At 71.2% G+C, this 15,612-nt stretch carries 15 protein-coding genes and 1 tRNA gene; 5 read left to right on the top strand and 11 right to left on the bottom strand.

Annotated features, from left to right (window positions below):
* Positions 1–747: 747 nt before the first annotated feature.
* The 3 genes from RE027_RS07795 to RE027_RS07785 all read right to left on the bottom strand — a co-directional run bounded on the left by RE027_RS07795 (position 748) and on the right by RE027_RS07785 (position 4,070).
* Positions 748–820 (bottom strand) — tRNA-Gly (locus RE027_RS07795).
* Between the two features lie 192 nt (positions 821–1,012).
* On the bottom strand, positions 1,013–1,264 hold the full coding sequence (locus RE027_RS07790; RefSeq protein ID WP_368807678.1) for a DUF6458 family protein: 252 nt from the start codon (positions 1,262–1,264) through the stop codon (positions 1,013–1,015).
* Positions 1,265–1,433: 169 nt separating this feature from the next.
* Positions 1,434–4,070 carry a replicative DNA helicase gene (locus RE027_RS07785; protein ID WP_438612421.1) on the bottom strand — a complete coding sequence of 879 codons (2,637 nt, stop codon included), beginning with the start codon at positions 4,068–4,070 and terminating at the stop codon, positions 1,434–1,436.
* 143 nt (positions 4,071–4,213) lie between these two features.
* On the opposite strand from RE027_RS07785, the gene RE027_RS07780 reads away from it, so the two are divergent.
* Positions 4,214–5,644: an amidase family protein gene (locus tag RE027_RS07780; RefSeq protein ID WP_368807677.1), complete on the top strand. Its 1,431-nt coding sequence runs from the start codon at positions 4,214–4,216 to the stop codon at positions 5,642–5,644.
* A 21-nt stretch (positions 5,645–5,665) separates the two neighbouring features.
* On the opposite strand, the gene RE027_RS07775 is transcribed toward RE027_RS07780, so the two are convergent.
* From RE027_RS07775 to RE027_RS07765, 3 genes are all read right to left on the bottom strand, one after another.
* Positions 5,666–6,721 carry a patatin-like phospholipase family protein gene (locus RE027_RS07775; protein WP_368807676.1) on the bottom strand — a complete coding sequence of 352 codons (1,056 nt, stop codon included), beginning with the start codon at positions 6,719–6,721 and terminating at the stop codon, positions 5,666–5,668.
* Positions 6,718–7,614, bottom strand: coding sequence for a mechanosensitive ion channel family protein (locus RE027_RS07770; protein ID WP_368807675.1), 897 nt, complete (start codon positions 7,612–7,614; stop codon positions 6,718–6,720). The genes RE027_RS07775 and RE027_RS07770 overlap by 4 nt, the downstream gene beginning before the upstream one ends.
* 239 nt (positions 7,615–7,853) lie before the next feature.
* On the bottom strand, positions 7,854–8,162 hold the full coding sequence (locus RE027_RS07765) for a hypothetical protein (protein ID WP_368807674.1): 309 nt from the start codon (positions 8,160–8,162) through the stop codon (positions 7,854–7,856).
* 85 nt (positions 8,163–8,247) lie between these two features.
* Between RE027_RS07765 and RE027_RS07760 the strand changes: the two genes are divergently transcribed.
* On the top strand, positions 8,248–8,865 hold the full coding sequence (locus RE027_RS07760; protein WP_368807673.1) for a class I SAM-dependent methyltransferase: 618 nt from the start codon (positions 8,248–8,250) through the stop codon (positions 8,863–8,865).
* A gap of 80 nt (positions 8,866–8,945) precedes the next feature.
* Here RE027_RS07760 and rplI read toward each other — a convergent pair whose 3' ends face one another.
* From rplI to RE027_RS07735, 5 genes are all read right to left on the bottom strand, one after another.
* Positions 8,946–9,395 carry a 50S ribosomal protein L9 gene (rplI, locus tag RE027_RS07755; RefSeq protein ID WP_368807672.1) on the bottom strand — a complete coding sequence of 150 codons (450 nt, stop codon included), beginning with the start codon at positions 9,393–9,395 and terminating at the stop codon, positions 8,946–8,948.
* A gap of 19 nt (positions 9,396–9,414) precedes the next feature.
* Complete coding sequence (gene rpsR, locus RE027_RS07750) at positions 9,415–9,651, bottom strand: 30S ribosomal protein S18 (protein WP_017835048.1); 237 nt, start codon at positions 9,649–9,651, stop codon at positions 9,415–9,417.
* 81 nt (positions 9,652–9,732) lie between these two features.
* The gene (locus tag RE027_RS07745) at positions 9,733–10,356 is read right to left on the bottom strand and encodes a single-stranded DNA-binding protein (RefSeq protein ID WP_368807671.1); all 624 of its coding nucleotides are present in this window, start codon (positions 10,354–10,356) and stop codon (positions 9,733–9,735) included.
* Positions 10,357–10,468: 112 nt separating this feature from the next.
* Entirely contained in the window at positions 10,469–10,774 is a 306-nt protein-coding gene (gene rpsF, locus RE027_RS07740) for a 30S ribosomal protein S6 (RefSeq protein WP_047805110.1), read from the bottom strand.
* Between the two features lie 175 nt (positions 10,775–10,949).
* A complete protein-coding gene (locus tag RE027_RS07735; RefSeq protein WP_368807670.1) occupies positions 10,950–11,366 on the bottom strand; it encodes a TM2 domain-containing protein in 417 nt (138 codons plus the stop codon).
* A gap of 348 nt (positions 11,367–11,714) precedes the next feature.
* Between RE027_RS07735 and RE027_RS07730 the strand changes: the two genes are divergently transcribed.
* Genes RE027_RS07730 through RE027_RS07720 form a run of 3 tightly spaced genes read left to right on the top strand, consistent with a single transcriptional unit; the run spans position 11,715 to position 15,609 of the window.
* Positions 11,715–12,743: an extracellular solute-binding protein gene (locus tag RE027_RS07730; protein ID WP_368807669.1), complete on the top strand. Its 1,029-nt coding sequence runs from the start codon at positions 11,715–11,717 to the stop codon at positions 12,741–12,743.
* The gene (locus RE027_RS07725; RefSeq protein ID WP_368807668.1) at positions 12,740–14,431 is read left to right on the top strand and encodes an ABC transporter permease; all 1,692 of its coding nucleotides are present in this window, start codon (positions 12,740–12,742) and stop codon (positions 14,429–14,431) included. The genes RE027_RS07730 and RE027_RS07725 overlap by 4 nt, the downstream gene beginning before the upstream one ends.
* A complete protein-coding gene (locus RE027_RS07720; protein ID WP_368807667.1) occupies positions 14,428–15,609 on the top strand; it encodes an ABC transporter ATP-binding protein in 1,182 nt (393 codons plus the stop codon). Before RE027_RS07725 ends, RE027_RS07720 begins: the two co-directional genes overlap by 4 nt.
* Positions 15,610–15,612: the final 3 nt, after the last annotated feature.

Below are 15,612 nucleotides of genomic sequence, written 5' to 3'. Positions count from 1 at the left end.
ATCCCATCAACCAAACAAAACATTTGGTATCAACAAACATGGCACACTATTGAGTTCTCAAACAACAGACCAAGAACCAGAACCACCCAAGGCCCCGAAACTCGTAAAATTCTTTTCGCTCTCTGCGGCTGGACTCTTGGTCCCGCCCGGAGCGACCTAGCTAATCTACCTCTTCCTCCCGCCCCGTGCAACACCAGGTTCCCCGCACAGCGGGCAACGGTTCGACGGAGCGTCAGGGGAGATCAGCCGGATTCGGCGTGCCGCCCCGGGGAATCTTTCGATCTCTCCTGTGGCGGCTGAGTTACTCTAACCCACTCCGACGGCGCCCACAAACCCGGTGCCGTCGCTCGGGCCGACCCGCTTCCGCTGGGGTCGGCGGCACCGGCTGCACGGCGCGGGAACCGGTGCGGGCTTGCTCGTGGACGCCGCCGGCCCGGGCGCCTCGGGGCCAGGCGCATCGCATCCGGCGGGGTCCACGGCACCCGCGGTGGTTCTCGTGCGGGGGCCGATGCCCCACCCGCTTCGATCGGGACGATGTGCGCCCTGCTGGACCGCGTGCGCGGAACCGTGCACCGACGTCGTGATCGGTCGACAGCGCGGATCCGGAGCATGTGCCGGAGGAACATGGAGAGGCGGAACATCTCGAGCAGGACATGAAGGGCGATCAGTCAGGAGTCCTGGTCGATGCCGGGACCTGTCGAGGACGGGTCCGGCCTTCCGTCTCACCGTTGGTCACGGGACGGGAAGAGCGGCAGACGGGAGTCGAACCCGCGACCTCCACCATGGCAAGGTGGCGCTCTACCAGCTGAGCTACTGCCGCATTCGTGGCTCCTGGAGGAGCCACGGGAAGACATTACCTGATCTCGGCGGCGCTTGTGTCACCACGGCCGCCGGGACCCCGGCGACATGCGCCGTCCGCGCCTCCCTGAGCTGCTGGAAGCCCCCGACACCCGGTGCCGTCGCAGGATCGGTCTGATGGAGTGCCGGTCCACGCCGGTGCACCGGCCGGGGATCAGAGGTGGGAGTCGCGCTCGGTGACGGACTCCCGACCGGTGGGGTCGACGTGGCGGGTCTGGCTGGTGGTACGGCGCGGGATCAAGGAGATCACCAGCAGGACCGCCCCGACGATGGTGAGGATCCAGCCCACCGTCACCAGACTCACCGCGAAGGAGCCGAGGGCGATGGTGTTGCCGCTGGTGGCGAAGACCAGGATCAGGCCCAGGACGAGCATGATGGCGGCACCGGCGGAGAAGTTGCGGTTCATGGTGGGCTCCTGGAACTCATGAGGCGTAAGCAGCATTTGCTAACGCGATCATTCTACAGTCCGATCAGCACGCTGATAAGGCTCGTGCGCTGCTGACATCCAGCACTGCACCGGATCCGGACGGAGGCCCGTCGAACCAGTTCCGCCGCTCAGAGCCGCCAGGTGGGGTCTACAGACCCTCGTGCGCCATGTTCGCGAAGCGGGAGTAGTGGCCCTGGAAGGCCACCACGATCGTCTTCGTGGGGCCGTTACGGTGCTTCGCCACGATCACGTCGGCCTCGCCGGCACGCGGGGACTCCTTGTCGTACACGTCGTCGCGGTGGAGCAGGATCACCATGTCGGCGTCCTGCTCGATGGAGTTGTGGACGGCGATGCCGTTGGCCACGAAGTTGTGGTTCCCGAGCACCGTGGCGTCGAAGACCTCCTCTTCGCCCTCGTACTCGATGGACGCCACCGCGTCCCAGAGCAGATCGTTGACCGCCATGAGTTCGAGCTCTGCCGAATCCAGTGTGGCGGCAATGCGGGCGAGGCGCGGCCGGGAAGGCGCCACCTTGCAATAAGCGCTGCCGGAGTACTCGCTGCCCATGGACGCCTGGAATGCGCCATGCGTGATGCCTTTGTCCGCCAGGATGCCTTTGACGTCGTCCCACACATCGACCGGAACGGTATCGACATTGGGGTTGCCGGTCTTCGCCTCGAGGATCTTCAGCAGATCGGCGCAGTTGGCTGCTCGTTCGCCGTGCACTCCGATCTCCCGAAGGAAGCGGAGCTGGTCTTCCAGACCCGAGATGTCGAGGGTGTAGCCCGGCCGGTACTGCGCCTTGGGCGTCGTCCGGCGGACCCGGGTGGAGATGCCGAAACGGAGCAGCAGCCTGCTCAGATCGTCGACCATGCGACGAGACGTCGAGGCGAAGTAGACGCGCCCTCCGTTCCCGCCCTTGTTGATGGTGACCGATCCGTCAGTAGCCCAGAGATGGTGCAGGAAGAGGGAGATCTGCTTCTTCGGCAGGGCGAACACTGACTGCGGTACGAATTTCTCGTGACTGCGGCATCCGAAGAGTCGCTCGCCGTCCAACCATTCGGCGATGGGATTCCGCCTGCCGTGCGTGAGGTGGAACGGCGCCGGCAGGCGCAAGGACGTGCACCGCGCTGCCGCGTGTTCATCCCGCACAGCCGTGATGCCGAAGAATCCCGCGGCCTTCGTCACTGCCTTGAGGCTCTCCTCGTCGACGGAGGCGTAGCGGAGCGGTTGACGCTTCACGAAGGACCCGTCCCCGAGGAGGTGGGCCAACATGATGACCTGCGCATCGTCCCACTCCGTCCGCTGAGTCGGACCGTCGGTGTGCCGGGGGACACCGAGGCGGTCCCCCACGGACAGCTCTCCCAGCGGCTTCCAGCCGCGGTACGTGAAGAACGGGTGGTTGGCCGTCGCCCGAACCGTCTTCCCGGACGTCAGCGTGAGGCGGTAGACCGGCTTCACGCCCGTGGAGAACACATGGGTGAGCGTCCGCTCCGCGTAGCGCATGTCGTCGCCCAGCGACCACACCGGCACGTCCTTGGCTCCGGAGTCGAACAGTTCACCCATCGTGGTCTCAGCGCCGGTGTCCGAGCGAAGGATGCGGGTGTCCGCGGTGAGGCAGCCCGACTCGCGGAGGTCCGACACCATCGGCTTCTTGTCCTGGCGCTGCTCCGACCCACGGTTCAGCTGCGACAGGGCGATGACCGGGACCTCGAGCTCCTTGGCCAGCAGCTTCAGGGCACGGGAGAACTCGGAGACCTCCTGCTGGCGGGACTCGACCTTCTTGCCGGAGCTCATCAGCTGGAGGTAGTCGAGCACCACGAGCTTGAGGTCGTGCTTCTGCTTGAGCCGGCGGCACTTCGCGCGGATCTCCATGAGGGACATGTTCGGGGAGTCGTCGATGAACAGCGGCGCGGAGTCCATCTTGCCCATCGTGGTGGCGATCTTGGCCCACTGCTCGTCCTGCAGGCGCCCCTTGCGCAGGTCCTGCATGTTCAGCGTGGCCTCCGCGGACAGCAGGCGCATGGCGATCTCGTTGCGGCTCATCTCGAGCGAGAAGATCACGGTGGTCTGGTTGTGCTTGATCGCCGCGGAACGGGCGACGTCGAGGGCCAGCGTGGACTTGCCCATCGCCGGACGTGCCGCGATGACGATCATCTGCCCGCCCTGGAAGCCCTGGGTCAGCTCGTCGAGCTCGATGAAGCCGGTGGGCACGCCGCGCATGCCCTCGCCACGGGAGCCGGCGGCCTCGATCTCGTCCACCGTGGACTCGATGACCTCCTTGAGCACCGTGTAGTCCTCGGAGGAGCGCCGCTCGGCCACCTGGTAGATCTCGGCCTGGGCGGCGTTGACGATGTCGTCGACCTCGCCGTCGGAGCTGTAACCCAGCTGCACGATCTTGGTGCCCGCCTCCACGAGCCGGCGCAGCACGCCGCGCTCGCGGACGATCTCGGCGTAGAAGCCGGCGTTGGCGGCGGTCGGGACGGAGGAGATGAGGGTGTGCAGGTACGCGGGGCCGCCGACGCGCTCGATCTCGCCGCGCTTGGTCAGCTCGTCGGCCACGGTGATGGCATCCGCGGGCTCGCCGCGCCCGTACAGGGAGATGACGGCCTCGTAGATGGACTCGTGGGCCGGCTTGTAGAAGTCGGCGCCGCGCAGCACCTCCACGACGTCCGCGATCGCGTCCTTGGACAGCATCATCCCGCCGAGCACCGACTGCTCCGCGACGTTGTCCTGCGGCGGGGTGCGCCCGTACTCCCGCTCGCCCCCGGACGACTGCTCCGACACGTGGCCACCTCTCCCCTGCGCCCGTGCGGGGGCACGGACGCACAAACGACGACGCCGCCCCGACCTTCCGGGCGGCCCCATCATTCTCGCACCGACCGGGGACACTGCTTGCCGCCCGGCGGCCTCCGTGGACACCATGGACCATGACGCTCAGCACAGACCTCAGCGGCCCCTGTTCGTGGGACATCCGGACCAGCCGGGAGGAGCTGAGCGCGGGCCGGATCAGCCATGCGGAGCACCTGGACGCCCTGCTGGAGCGCCTGCCGCAGGCCCAGCGGCTGGGGGCGGTGATCACCGTGGACCCGGAGCTGGCGCGGGCCTTCGCCCACGCGCTGGACCGCAGGCAGACACGGGGACCGCTGACGGGGATCCCGCTGGGGGTCAAGGACATCGTGGACGTGGCCGGGTTCCCCACCACGGGCGGCACACGGGCGCTCGAGGGCAACGTCGTGGACCGGGACGCCCCCGCGGTGCGGCGCCTGCGGGAGGCCGGAGCCCTGCTGACCCTGAAGACCAACCTGCACGAGCTGTCCTTCGGCGTCACCTCCAACAACGGCTCCTTCGGCCCGGTGCACCACCCGATGGACCCCGCGCTGGCCGCAGGGGGCAGCAGCGGGGGCTCAGCGGTCGCGGTGGCGGTCGGCCTGGTCCCGGCGGCGGTCGCCGCCGACACGGGCGGCTCGTCCCGCATCCCGGCGGCCCTCTGCGGGATCGTGGGGTTCCGCCCCACCCTGGGCCGCTACCCGTCGTCGGGCGTCCTCCCGATCGCCCACTCCCGCGACACGATCGGCCCCATGGCGCGGACCGTGGACGACGTCGTGCTGCTGGACGCCCTGCTGGCCGGGGAGCACCCGCGCGGCGCGCCCCGCGCACGGCACCTGGAGGTCGATGACGAGGGCCCCGGCCCGCTGCACGGACTCCGGCTGGGCGTTCCCGAGCTGTTCGTCCGGGACCTGGAGCCCGGCGTGGACACGGTGTTCGGGGCGGCCCTGCGAGCGCTGGAGGCGGCCGGCGCGGAGCTCGTCGAGGTCGACGTCGGCCCGGCCCGGGACCACGCGGCCCCGGCGGGCATGGCGATCGTCCTGCACGAGTTCCTGCCCGATCTGGAGGCGTACCTGGCGGACGGGGGCGGCGGGCACTCGCTGACGGAGGTCCGGCGCCGGATCGGCAGCCCGGACGTCCGGCGGATCTGGGAGCTGGCCGAGGTGTTCCGCGCCGCCGAGGACGAGTACCGGTCGGCCCAGCGGGAGCGGCAGCTGGCCCTGCGGCTGTACACCGGGGCGCTCGAGGCCCAGGGCGTCACCGCCCTGGTGCAGCCGACCTGCCCGCTGACGGCCCGGCCCCTCGGCGACGACGAGACCGTGGAGCTCAACGGCCGCCGCGTGTCCACGTTCGAGACCTTCACCCGCCACTCGGACCTCGCCGGCATCATCGGCACGCCGGGGATCAGCCTCCCCGCCGGGCGCACCGCCGCGGGGCTGCCCGTGGGTCTCGAGCTGGCGGCCGGGCCGGGGTCGGACGCCGTGCTGCTGGACCTCGCGCGGACGGTGGAGGCGCTGCTGCGGGAGCAGTGACGCCAGGGCCTGCCCGGAGCGCTAGATCTCCGCGCTGCCCGGGTCCGGCCGCCCGGACGGGAACTCCTCGACGCGGTCGAGGGCCTCCTCGGTCGCCCGGCGGCCGAAGGCGATGAGCTCCTCGGCGCGGTGGAAGTCCAGCAGCCGGCCGGTCTGCTTCGGCACCGTGATGAGCAGGTCGGGCGGATAGCTGGCCAGCCGGTAGCGCAGCACCATGGCCTGCAGCGCCTCGAGGGACAGCTGCATGACGTCGAGCGTGCGCAGACCGGAGGGAAGGACCCCGGACACCTCCTCGGCGGCCTCCGCGAGGAGTTCGTCCGCGGGCATCTCCGTGGGCTCCTCCCCGGGCCGGCGGGCCCGGCCGGCGCCGCGGCCGCGCGTCTCCGCGAAACGCTCCATGACGTTGCGCTTCAGCTCGCGGTCCAGGACGTGGGAGGCGCTGCGGCGGAAGCGCTCGGCCCACTCCTCCGCGGGGCGCGCCTCGGCCGTCTCGCGGGAGGGGACGCGGCTCTCGCCGGACGAGCGCTCCCCCGACAGGGAGACCGCCACGGTCACGTCCGCGCGCGAGGCGACGGTCGCGGCGATGGGCACGGGATTCATGATGCCGCCGTCGGCGAGCAGCCGGCCGTTGATCATGACGGGGGTGATGATGCTGGGCAGGGCGATCGACGCCCGGACGGCGACGTCGACCGGGCCCTCCTGGAACCAGACCTCCTTCCCGGCCAGCAGGTCGGTGGCCACGGCGGTGAAGGGAATGGGCAGGTCCTCGATCAGGGCCCCGTCCAGCAGCTCGCGCACCTTGGCCATGATCTTCTCGGCCCGGATCACCCCGGGGGCCGACGGCGACGGGTCCAGCAGCCGGAGCACGTCCCGCTGGGTCAGCCCCCGCACCCACTGCGCGTACGCGTCCAGGCGGCCCGCCGCGTGCAGGCCTCCGACCAGGGCTCCCATGGAGCTGCCCGCGACGGTCACGATGTCGTAGCCGCGCTCCTCGAGCACCTCGACCACTCCGATGTGGGCGTAGCCGCGGGCACCCCCGCTGCCCAGTGCGAGCGCCACGCGCGTGGATCCGCTCATCCGCCGCTCCTTCCCGGGTCGCCCTCTGCGCTGCCGCGCTCCCCGGCGAGCCGCTCGAGCGCTCGCGCGGATCCGGGGCCGAGCTCGATCTGCCGGATCTCCGCCGGCATCTCGACCCCGGCGTCCCGGTACGCGGTGACGAGCGAGGAGATGACGGCGTCGACCGCCTCGTTGGTCTCCATCTGCGTGGAACCGGACCAGAACATCACGGCGATGTTCACCGTCGAGGGACCGGCCTCCTGGACGAGGGCCCGGGGCGGGGGCTCGTCGTGGACCGTGGGCACCCCCCGGACCGCCGCGAGCGCCACCTCACGGGCGCGCTCGAGGTCCGTCTCGTAGGAGACGCCGACCACCACGGTGCTGCGGGTGCGCTCGTAGCCGGTCTGCACGGTGATGACCCCGCTGTGCGCCACGCTGTTGGGGATGAGCACCCGCTTGCCGTCGAAGGTGCGGACCACCGTCTCCCGCAGGTTGACGTCGATCACGGTGCCGCTGACGTCGCCGATGGCGACCTGGTCCCCGGCCCGGAAGGGCTCCCGGTACACGGTGAGGACACCCGCGAAGAGATTGCCCAGCACCGACTGGGCCGCGATGCCGACCGCCACGGAGACGATGCCCAGCCCGCCGAGGATGCTGGAGAACCGCACGCTGGGGAAGGCGACGGTCAGCCCCACGGCCACGGCCACGGCGAGGAAGAGCCATCCGCCGATCGTGGAGAACACGCTCGCGTAGCTCGGGCCGCGGCCCCGGGCCCGGAAGACCCGGTGCAGCACCAGCCGCAGCAGCCGGGAGAACAGGTAGCCCCCGAGGACGATCCCGGCCCCGAGCAGGAGGTCCTCGAGCTGGATCGGCGGGAGACGGATCGGGTCCACCGGGCTGACCGCGTGCAACATGTCACCACCCTATCCACACCCCGGTTTTCCACCCTGTGGACAACCGGTGGAAAACGCCGTGGACGGCTGTGCACAGGTTGGGGGGAACTCTGTGGAAAGTTGTCCACAGTGGATGCCTTTCCCTGCCCTGACCTGCGGGAACGCCGATGCACAGGCTGTGCAGGACGGATCTGGACAACGCCGGTGTCATCCACAGCACAGTGGCGCGCGTCCCGGGCTCCGACCTGGCTCGGCAGCGCTCAGAGCACCGAGGCGATCAGCCCCAGCCACAGCAGCGGGTGGCACAGCACGGACAGTGCCAGCAGCACCACGAAGCGGACCCGGGCGGACGCGAACGCGACGATCCCCGCCAGTGCCACGACCGCCGTCACGGTGGCTCCCACCGCCGCGGCCACGAAACCGGCCACGAAGACCGCCATGGCGGTCTCGGCCCCTCCGGAGTTGCCTCCCAGGAAAGCGGCTGCAAAAGCCAGTACGGTGAAGAGCAGGCACCCCACGCCGAACCAGTACAGGGCGGACGGTGTGACACGCGAGATCAGGGACGGCATGCACCCATTGTCCCCCGGGGATCCGCACGGCACCGGCGCACCACCCCAGAAGCGCCCCTGGGCGCCCGACCCGCGAGGAGGTCCCGTGGACGACGAGCAGCGCAGGTGGGAGAGCCGGTACGCCTCCGGGGAGTCCTCCCCCGACGGCGCCCGGCCGCACCCGGAGGTCGCGGCCCTCCTGGAGCGGACGGCCGGGGAGCACGAGGACCGGTCTCCGGTCGCGCTCGATCTCGGGGCGGGCACGGGCCGGCACACCCTCGCCCTGGCCCTGGCGGGCTACGACCCCACGGCCGTGGACTTCTCCCCCAGCGCCGTGCGCGTCATCACCGACGCCCTCGCCGAGCGGGGACTGCCCGGCCGTGCCCTCGTGGCGGACCTGCGGACGTGGAGCCCCGAACAGGAGCAGCGCGCCGGGCCCGACGTCGTGCCCCCGCAGTTCGACCTGGTGCTCGCCGTCTACTTCCAGCACGACCTCGCGCTGCTGCGCCGGGCCGCCGAGTGGCTCGTGCCCGGCGGCCGGCTGCTGTGGATCACGCACGCCCCCGGCAGCGTGGAGGGCCCGCCCCCGACCGTGCCCCGCCCGGACCTGGTGGAGACCGTGGCCGTGCTCGAGGGCAAGGGGCTGGACCTGCTGCGCGCGGAGCAGGTCCGCACGACGCGGACCGCGCTCGATGTCGTCGTCGAGGCCGTCCGGCCCCGCTGAGTCCGTCGCCCGGACACGCGGAAGGGCCCCCGCGGCGCACCGCGGGGACCCTTCTGCAGCTCAGCAGGACCGGGAACCGGTCAGGCCGGGACGACCTCGAACTCGACGTTCGCGTTGACGTCCTCGTGCAGGCGCACGGAGGCCTGGTACACACCGGTGGTCTTGATGTGCTGGTTCAGCTCCACCTTGCGCTTGTCCACGGAGCCGAGGCCGGCGGCCTCGACGGCGTGGGCGACGTCCTCGGCCTTGACCGTGCCGAAGAGGCGGCCCTCGGCGCCGGCCTTGACCGGGATGGTCACGGTGGCGGAGGTCAGCTTCTGGGCCAGGGCCTGGGCGTCCTCGAGCGAGGCGACCTCGCGGGCGGAGCGGGCTGCCTTGATGCTCTCGATCTGCTTCTGGCCGCCGCGGGACCACGGGGTCGCGAAGCCGCGCGGGAAGAGGTAGTTGCGGGCGTACCCGTTCTTGACCTCGACCACGTCACCGGCAGCGCCGAGGCCGGTGACCTCGGTCGTCAGGATGATCTTTGCCATGAGTATCTGTCCTCTCTGATCAGCGGCCGGCGCCGGAGTAGGGCAGCAGCGCGACCTCGCGGGCGTTCTTGATCGCCAGGGCGATCTTGCGCTGCTCCTGCACGGTCACACCGGTGACGCGGCGGGCGCGGATCTTGCCGCGATCGGAGATGAACTTGCGCAGCAGCGCAACGTCCTTGTAGTCGATCTCAGTGACTTTGGCAGCCTTGAGCGGGTTCTGCTTTGGTTTGGGCTTACGAAGTTCAGCCTTGGCCATCGTGGTGCTCCTTGTTCTTCAAGTGGAGCCCGCGGCTGGTCACCGCGGGATGGGGTGTGTGTCGGGAAAAGCGGGGAGGGCCTAGAACGGCGGCTCGTCCTCCTGGCCGCTGCCCCAGTCGTAGTTGCCGCCGGAGGACTGGCTCCAGGGGTCGCCCTGGGGAGCGGCCTGCGGAGCGGGCTGACGCCCACCGCCGCCGCGGCCGCCGCCGAAGCCACCGGACTGCTGGCCGCCGCCGAACCCGGAGTCGCCCCCGGATCCGCCGCCGGCCTGCTGGCCGCCGCCGAAGCCGCCGCCCTGCTGGCCGCCGCCGCCGAAGCCACCGCCCTGTCCGCCGGAGCGGGCGTTGCGGTTGACCTTGGCGGACGCGTAGCGCAGCGAGGGACCGACCTCGTCGACGTCGAGCTCCGTGACGGTGCGCCGCTCGCCTTCCTTGGTCTCGTACGAGCGCGACTTGAGCCGACCCTGGACGATGACGCGCATGCCCTTCTGCAGGGACTCCGCCACGTTCTCGGCCGCCTCGCGCCACACCGAGCAGCGCAGGAACAGGGTCTCCCCGTCCTTCCACTCGTTGGACTGGCGGTCGAAGGTGCGGGGCGTGGACGCAACGGTGAAGTTGGCCACGGCCGCACCCGACGGGGTGAAGCGCAGCTCGGGGTCAGCGGTCAGGTTGCCGATTACGGTGATGACGGTGTCACCAGCCATGTGGACCTCCCGGGTCGAAGAAGTTCGCGGTCGTACGGGACGTGCTGGGAATTCTCAGCATCTCACCGGCGGGCCCTCGATGGGCACCCTCGGCGATCAGTCTGTGAAGTCCTTACTCGGCCGAGATCTTCTGCTCTTCCGGGCGGATGATCTTGGTGCGCATGATGGCCTCGTTGAGGTTCAGGACGCGGTCGAGCTCCTGGGCGGTCTGCGGGGTCGCGGTGAAGCGGACCACGGCGTAGATGCCCTCGGACTTCTTCTGGATCTCGTAGGCGAGGCGACGGCGGCCCCAGATGTCGACGTTGTCGACGGTGCCGTTGTCCTTGGTGACGACCTCGAGGAACTTCTTGAGAGTCGGCTCCACGGCACGATCCTCGACCTCGGGGTTGATGATCACCATCAGTTCGTATTCACGCATGTTCGAACCCACCTCCTTCGGGCTGAGCGGCTGCGGTCCTTCCGCAGCAGGAGGTTCTGTAGCGTCGTCCGCGCGCCGGCACCGCACGTCGGGCGGCGGGCACACAGACCTCACAACACTACTACATGCGCGGCTGCGCTCCGAACGAACTCTTCGGCCGGTGAGCGCGGAGCGCTCACCGGCGGTAGGTGCTCCGGGCGATCGAGGCGTTCACGAACGCCGTGCGGAACGGCATGGTGAAGACGTCCAGGAACATCAGCAGCGCCCACGGCACCAGGAACAGCAGGCCGATGCCGATGCCCACGGTGCTCCAGCCGAGACCGCCCAGGAACAGGTAGATCAGGCCCCAGACGGGCTGCCGGAGGTAGAACTTGTGCACCCCCAGCCAGCCGAGGAAGAACCACAGGACGTAGGCCAGGAACAGGGACTTGCCGCCCACGAGGTTCACCACGGGCGGCCCGGCGGGCGCGCCGGAACCACCTCCGAACGGCTGCCCGTACGGCTGCTGCCCGTAGGGCGCGCGGGTGTACCCGGCACGGCCGGGGTCGTTGTTCAGCGGGACGGGGCGGTAGTACTCGGGCTCGGGAGCCACGGGGGTCCTTTCGGGACGGACAGGATCTCGGGAGGTCGTCCGCGACGAACGCCTCGACCGGTGCAACGGTCCGCCGGCGAGCGCTATTCCGGGACGCGGGCCGCGGCGGGGTGCCCGGGCCGCACCGGGCACCCCGGGGGGCTCCTCGCGCCCGCCCGGACAGCCCGTGACGACCGGGCACACGGGCACGGCCGCCGACCCCGCGGCCACGGTGTCCTCGCGCGTCGCGGCGGCGGTCCCGCGACCCTCCGCCGGCCGACACGGGGACGATTCCGATTAGGTTACGCTTTTCTTGGCAAATGGTCGTCGCACGGTCTCCCGGCCGCTGCGCGTGAGGAAGAGGCACCGATGCGTCGTCGTTCCCTGTACGTCACCACCGGCATCCTGACCGCGTTCACAGCCGCGCTCACGGGCTGCGGCACGCTCGGCCTGGGCGAGCAGCCCGCCGACCTGCAGATCTACTCGGCCCGGCACTACGACCTCGAGGGTGCGTTCGGCCAGTTCACCGACGAAACCGGGATCAGCGTCGAGTTCATCAGCGGCGACGACGCCGAGCTCCTCGAGCGGCTCAAGGCCGAGGGCGAGGACACCCCGGCCGACGTCTTCATGACCGTCGACGCGGGCAACCTCTGGAACGCCGCCCGGCAGGACGAGCTGGCCGCGATCTCCTCCCCGGCCCTGGACGAGGCGGTCCCCGAGGACCTCCGCGATCCCCAGGACCGCTGGTTCGGGCTGGCGATGCGGGCGCGCACGGTGACCTACAACCCGGACAACGTCGACCCCTCCGAGTTCGACGGCGCGGAGACCTACGCCGGGCTGGCCGACCCGAAGTGGCAGGGACGGCTGTGCATGCGGGACGCCACGTCCGCCTACACCCAGTCCCTCGTGGCGAGCCTGATCGACCTGCACGGCCGGGAGAAGGCCCTGGAGGTCGTGGAGGGCTGGGTGGCGAACGACGTGGAGATCATGAGCAACGACGTCCTGCTGCTCGAGGCGATCGACGCCGGCACGTGCGACGTGGGGATCAACAACCACTACTACCTGGCCCGGACCCTCGAGGAGAACCCGGAGCTGAACGTCGACCTGTTCTGGGCCAGCCAGGACGGGGCCGGCACCCACGTCAACATCTCCGGAGCCGGCGTGGTCGCCGGGTCCGACAACCCGGAGGACGCCCAGCGGCTCATCGAGTGGCTCGCCACCGACGGCCAGAACGCCTTCGTCGACGCCAACCACGAGTTCCCGGTCAACCCCTCGGTGGAGCCCGAGCCGACGATCGCCGCCTTCGGGGAGTTCGAGCGCATGCCGCTCAACGCGGAGGCCTACGGGGACCTGAACGCCGAGGCGGTCGATCTGCTGGCCGAGGCCGGATACCGGTGACCGGGACGGCCGTCCTCACCGAGGCCAGGCCGCCGGTCCGCCGCCCGCGCCGGGGAGCGGGCACGGGGCGCCCCGGGTGGTCGGTCCTCGTCGTCCTCGTCGCCGTGGCCGTCGCGACCCCGGTGCTCGCGGTCGTGGTCGACGGTCTCGGCAGCCTGGGTCAGGGCGGCCTCCCGCGCGGGATCGGCGGGATGGTGCTCACCACCCTGGCGCTCATGCTCGGCGTGGGGGCGGGGACGCTGGTGGTCGGCGGCGGGCTGGCCTGGCTGGTCACCGCCTACCGCTTCCCGCTGCGCGACGTCCTCGTGTGGCTGCTGGTCCTTCCCCTGGCCATGCCGGCCTACATCCTCGGCTTCGTGTTCCTGTCCACGTTCGACGTCTCCGGGCCGGTGCAGTCGGCCCTGCGCTCGGTGCTGGGCGCGGACGTGTGGGTGCCGGAGGTCCGCTCGCTGCCCGCGGCGATCCTGGTGATGTCCCTGACCCTCTACCCCTACGTCTACCTCCTGGCGCGCGCCGCCCTGGTCGAGCAGACGGCCGGCACCTACGACGCCGCGCGGACGCTGGGCGCCGGCCGGGGACGCGCGCTGCGCCGCGTCCTGCTGCCCCTGGCCCGCCCCTCGCTGGCGGCGGGGCTGGCCCTGGTGATGATGGAGACGCTCACCGACTTCGCCACCGTGCAGTACTTCAACGTGCAGACGGTCTCCGTGGGCGTCTACCTCGTCTGGAAGGGCACGTTCGACTTCCACGCGGCGACCCAGCTGGCCGTGCTCGTGCTGCTGTTCGCGGTCGCCGTCCTGGCCGGTGAGCGGCTGCTCCGCGGCCGGGCCCGGTTCCACCAGCGGGGCGGCCGCGGCCAGGGTCTGCAGCCGGAGCGGCTCTCCGGATGGCGGGCCTGGGGCGCGACGCTCCTGGGCCTCGCCGCCCTGGCCGCCGGCTTCCTCGTCCCGGTGCTCCAGCTGCTCCTGTGGGCCGTCGGGGAGGCGGTCCGCAACCCCGCCTCCCTGACCGACCCCCGCTTCGCGGACTACCTCACCAACAGTCTCGTGGTCGCGGCGATCGCCGCCGTGGCCTGCGTGGTGCTCTCCCTGGCGATCGGGCACGGCGTGCGGATGGGAGGCGGGCGCCTCGTGGCCTCCGCCGCGCAGCTCACGACGTTCGGCTACGCCGTCCCGGGCGCCGTGGTGGGCATCGGCGTGCTCATCGCCTTCGCCGGGCTCGACACCGCCCTGGAGCGCGCGGGCGTCCCCGGGGGCACCGGGCTGCTCGTGACGGGCTCGGTGCTCGGCATCCTCTACGCCTACGTGATCCGCTTCCTGGCCCCCGCCTACCAGGCCGTCGACGCGAGCCTGGGCAAGATCACCCCGGCGATCACCTCCTCCGCGCTCAGCCTCGGGGCGTCGCCCCTGCGGATCCTGGCCCGGGTGCACCTGCCCCTGGCCCGCCCGGGCGTGGCCGTGGCCCTGGTGCTCGTGGTGATCGACGCGGTCAAGGAGCTGCCCATCGTGCTGCTGCTGCGCCCCTTCGGGTTCACCACGGCGTCCGTGTGGGTCTACGAGCTCGCCCGGGAGAACTTCTGGGAGAAGGCGGCCCTGCCGGCGCTGGTGATCGTGGCGGCGGCGGTCGTGCCCGTCTTCGTCCTGGTCCGTCAGACGCGCCGGGCCGAGCACCGCGCAGAGGCGGGCCGATGACCGCCCGGGCCGTGGGCGCGGATCCGGCGCCCCGCACGGACCAGGCGCCCCCCGCCCTGGTCCTCGACCGGGTCAGCAAGCACTACGGGGACTCCGTCGGCGCCAGCGCCCTGGACCTGGTGGCGGCCCCCGGCGAGCTGGTGACGCTGATCGGGCCCTCCGGCTGCGGGAAGTCGACGACGCTGCGGCTCGTGGCCGGGCTCGAGCGGCCGGACGAGGGGACGATCCGGATCGCGGGGGACGTGGTGGCGGACGGGCGCCGGTTCCAGGAGCCGGAGCGCCGCCGGGTCGGCCTCGTGTTCCAGGACCACGCGCTGTTCCCGCACCTGACGGTCGCGAAGAACGTCGCCTTCGGGCTGGACCGGTTCTCCCGGGCCGAGCGCCGGGCCCGGGTCGGCGAGGTCCTCGAGCTCGTGCGGCTCCACCACCTCGCCGGGCGCTACCCGCACGAGCTCTCGGGAGGCGAGCAGCAGCGCGTGGCCCTGGCCCGGGCGCTGGCGCCCCGGCCGGCCGTCGTCCTGCTCGACGAGCCGTTCTCCAGCCTCGACGAGTCCCTCCGCGCGCAGGTGCGCCGCGACACCACGGCCACGCTGCGCGAGACCGGCACCACCGCGGTGCTGGTCACCCACGACCAGACGGAGGCCCTCTCGGTGGGCCACCGCGTGGTGGTGATGCACGACGGGGTGATCGAGCAGGCGGACACCCCGGAGAAGGTCTTCGAGCAGCCGAGCACCCGGTTCGTCGCCTCGTTCATGGGCGACGCGGACTTCCTCCCGGCGCGGGTGCACCGGGCCCTGCTGACCTGCGAGATCGGCATCGTCTCCACGGTGCCGGGGTGGGCCGACAGCGACGTGGACGTCGACGTGGTGCTGCGGCCCCACGAGGTGGCGCTCCACCCGGACCCGGACTCCCCCGCGCGGGTGTCGGCGGTCGAGTACCACGGCGCGTTCGTGCTCCACCACGTGCGCCTGGCCTCGGGCCGGACGCTGCGCTCCTGGCAGCCCCACAACGTCCGCCACCCCGTGGGGACGCCCGTCGCCGTGAGCGTCACCGCCGGGACCACCCCGACGCTGCTGGTCGACGACCGGGCCGTCACCGCCCCGCCGCCCGCCCGGCCGGGTGCGCCGACCGGACGATCGCCCATGTCGGACGAATTAGGCAAGTCTTTTCTTCGCTAAAGG

The organism is Kocuria sabuli (genome assembly GCF_040981185.1).
Lineage (GTDB): Bacteria > Actinomycetota > Actinomycetes > Actinomycetales > Micrococcaceae > Kocuria > Kocuria sabuli.
The sequence above is the reverse complement of the archived record's forward strand: the minus strand, read 5'-3'. Positions and strand labels throughout refer to the sequence as shown.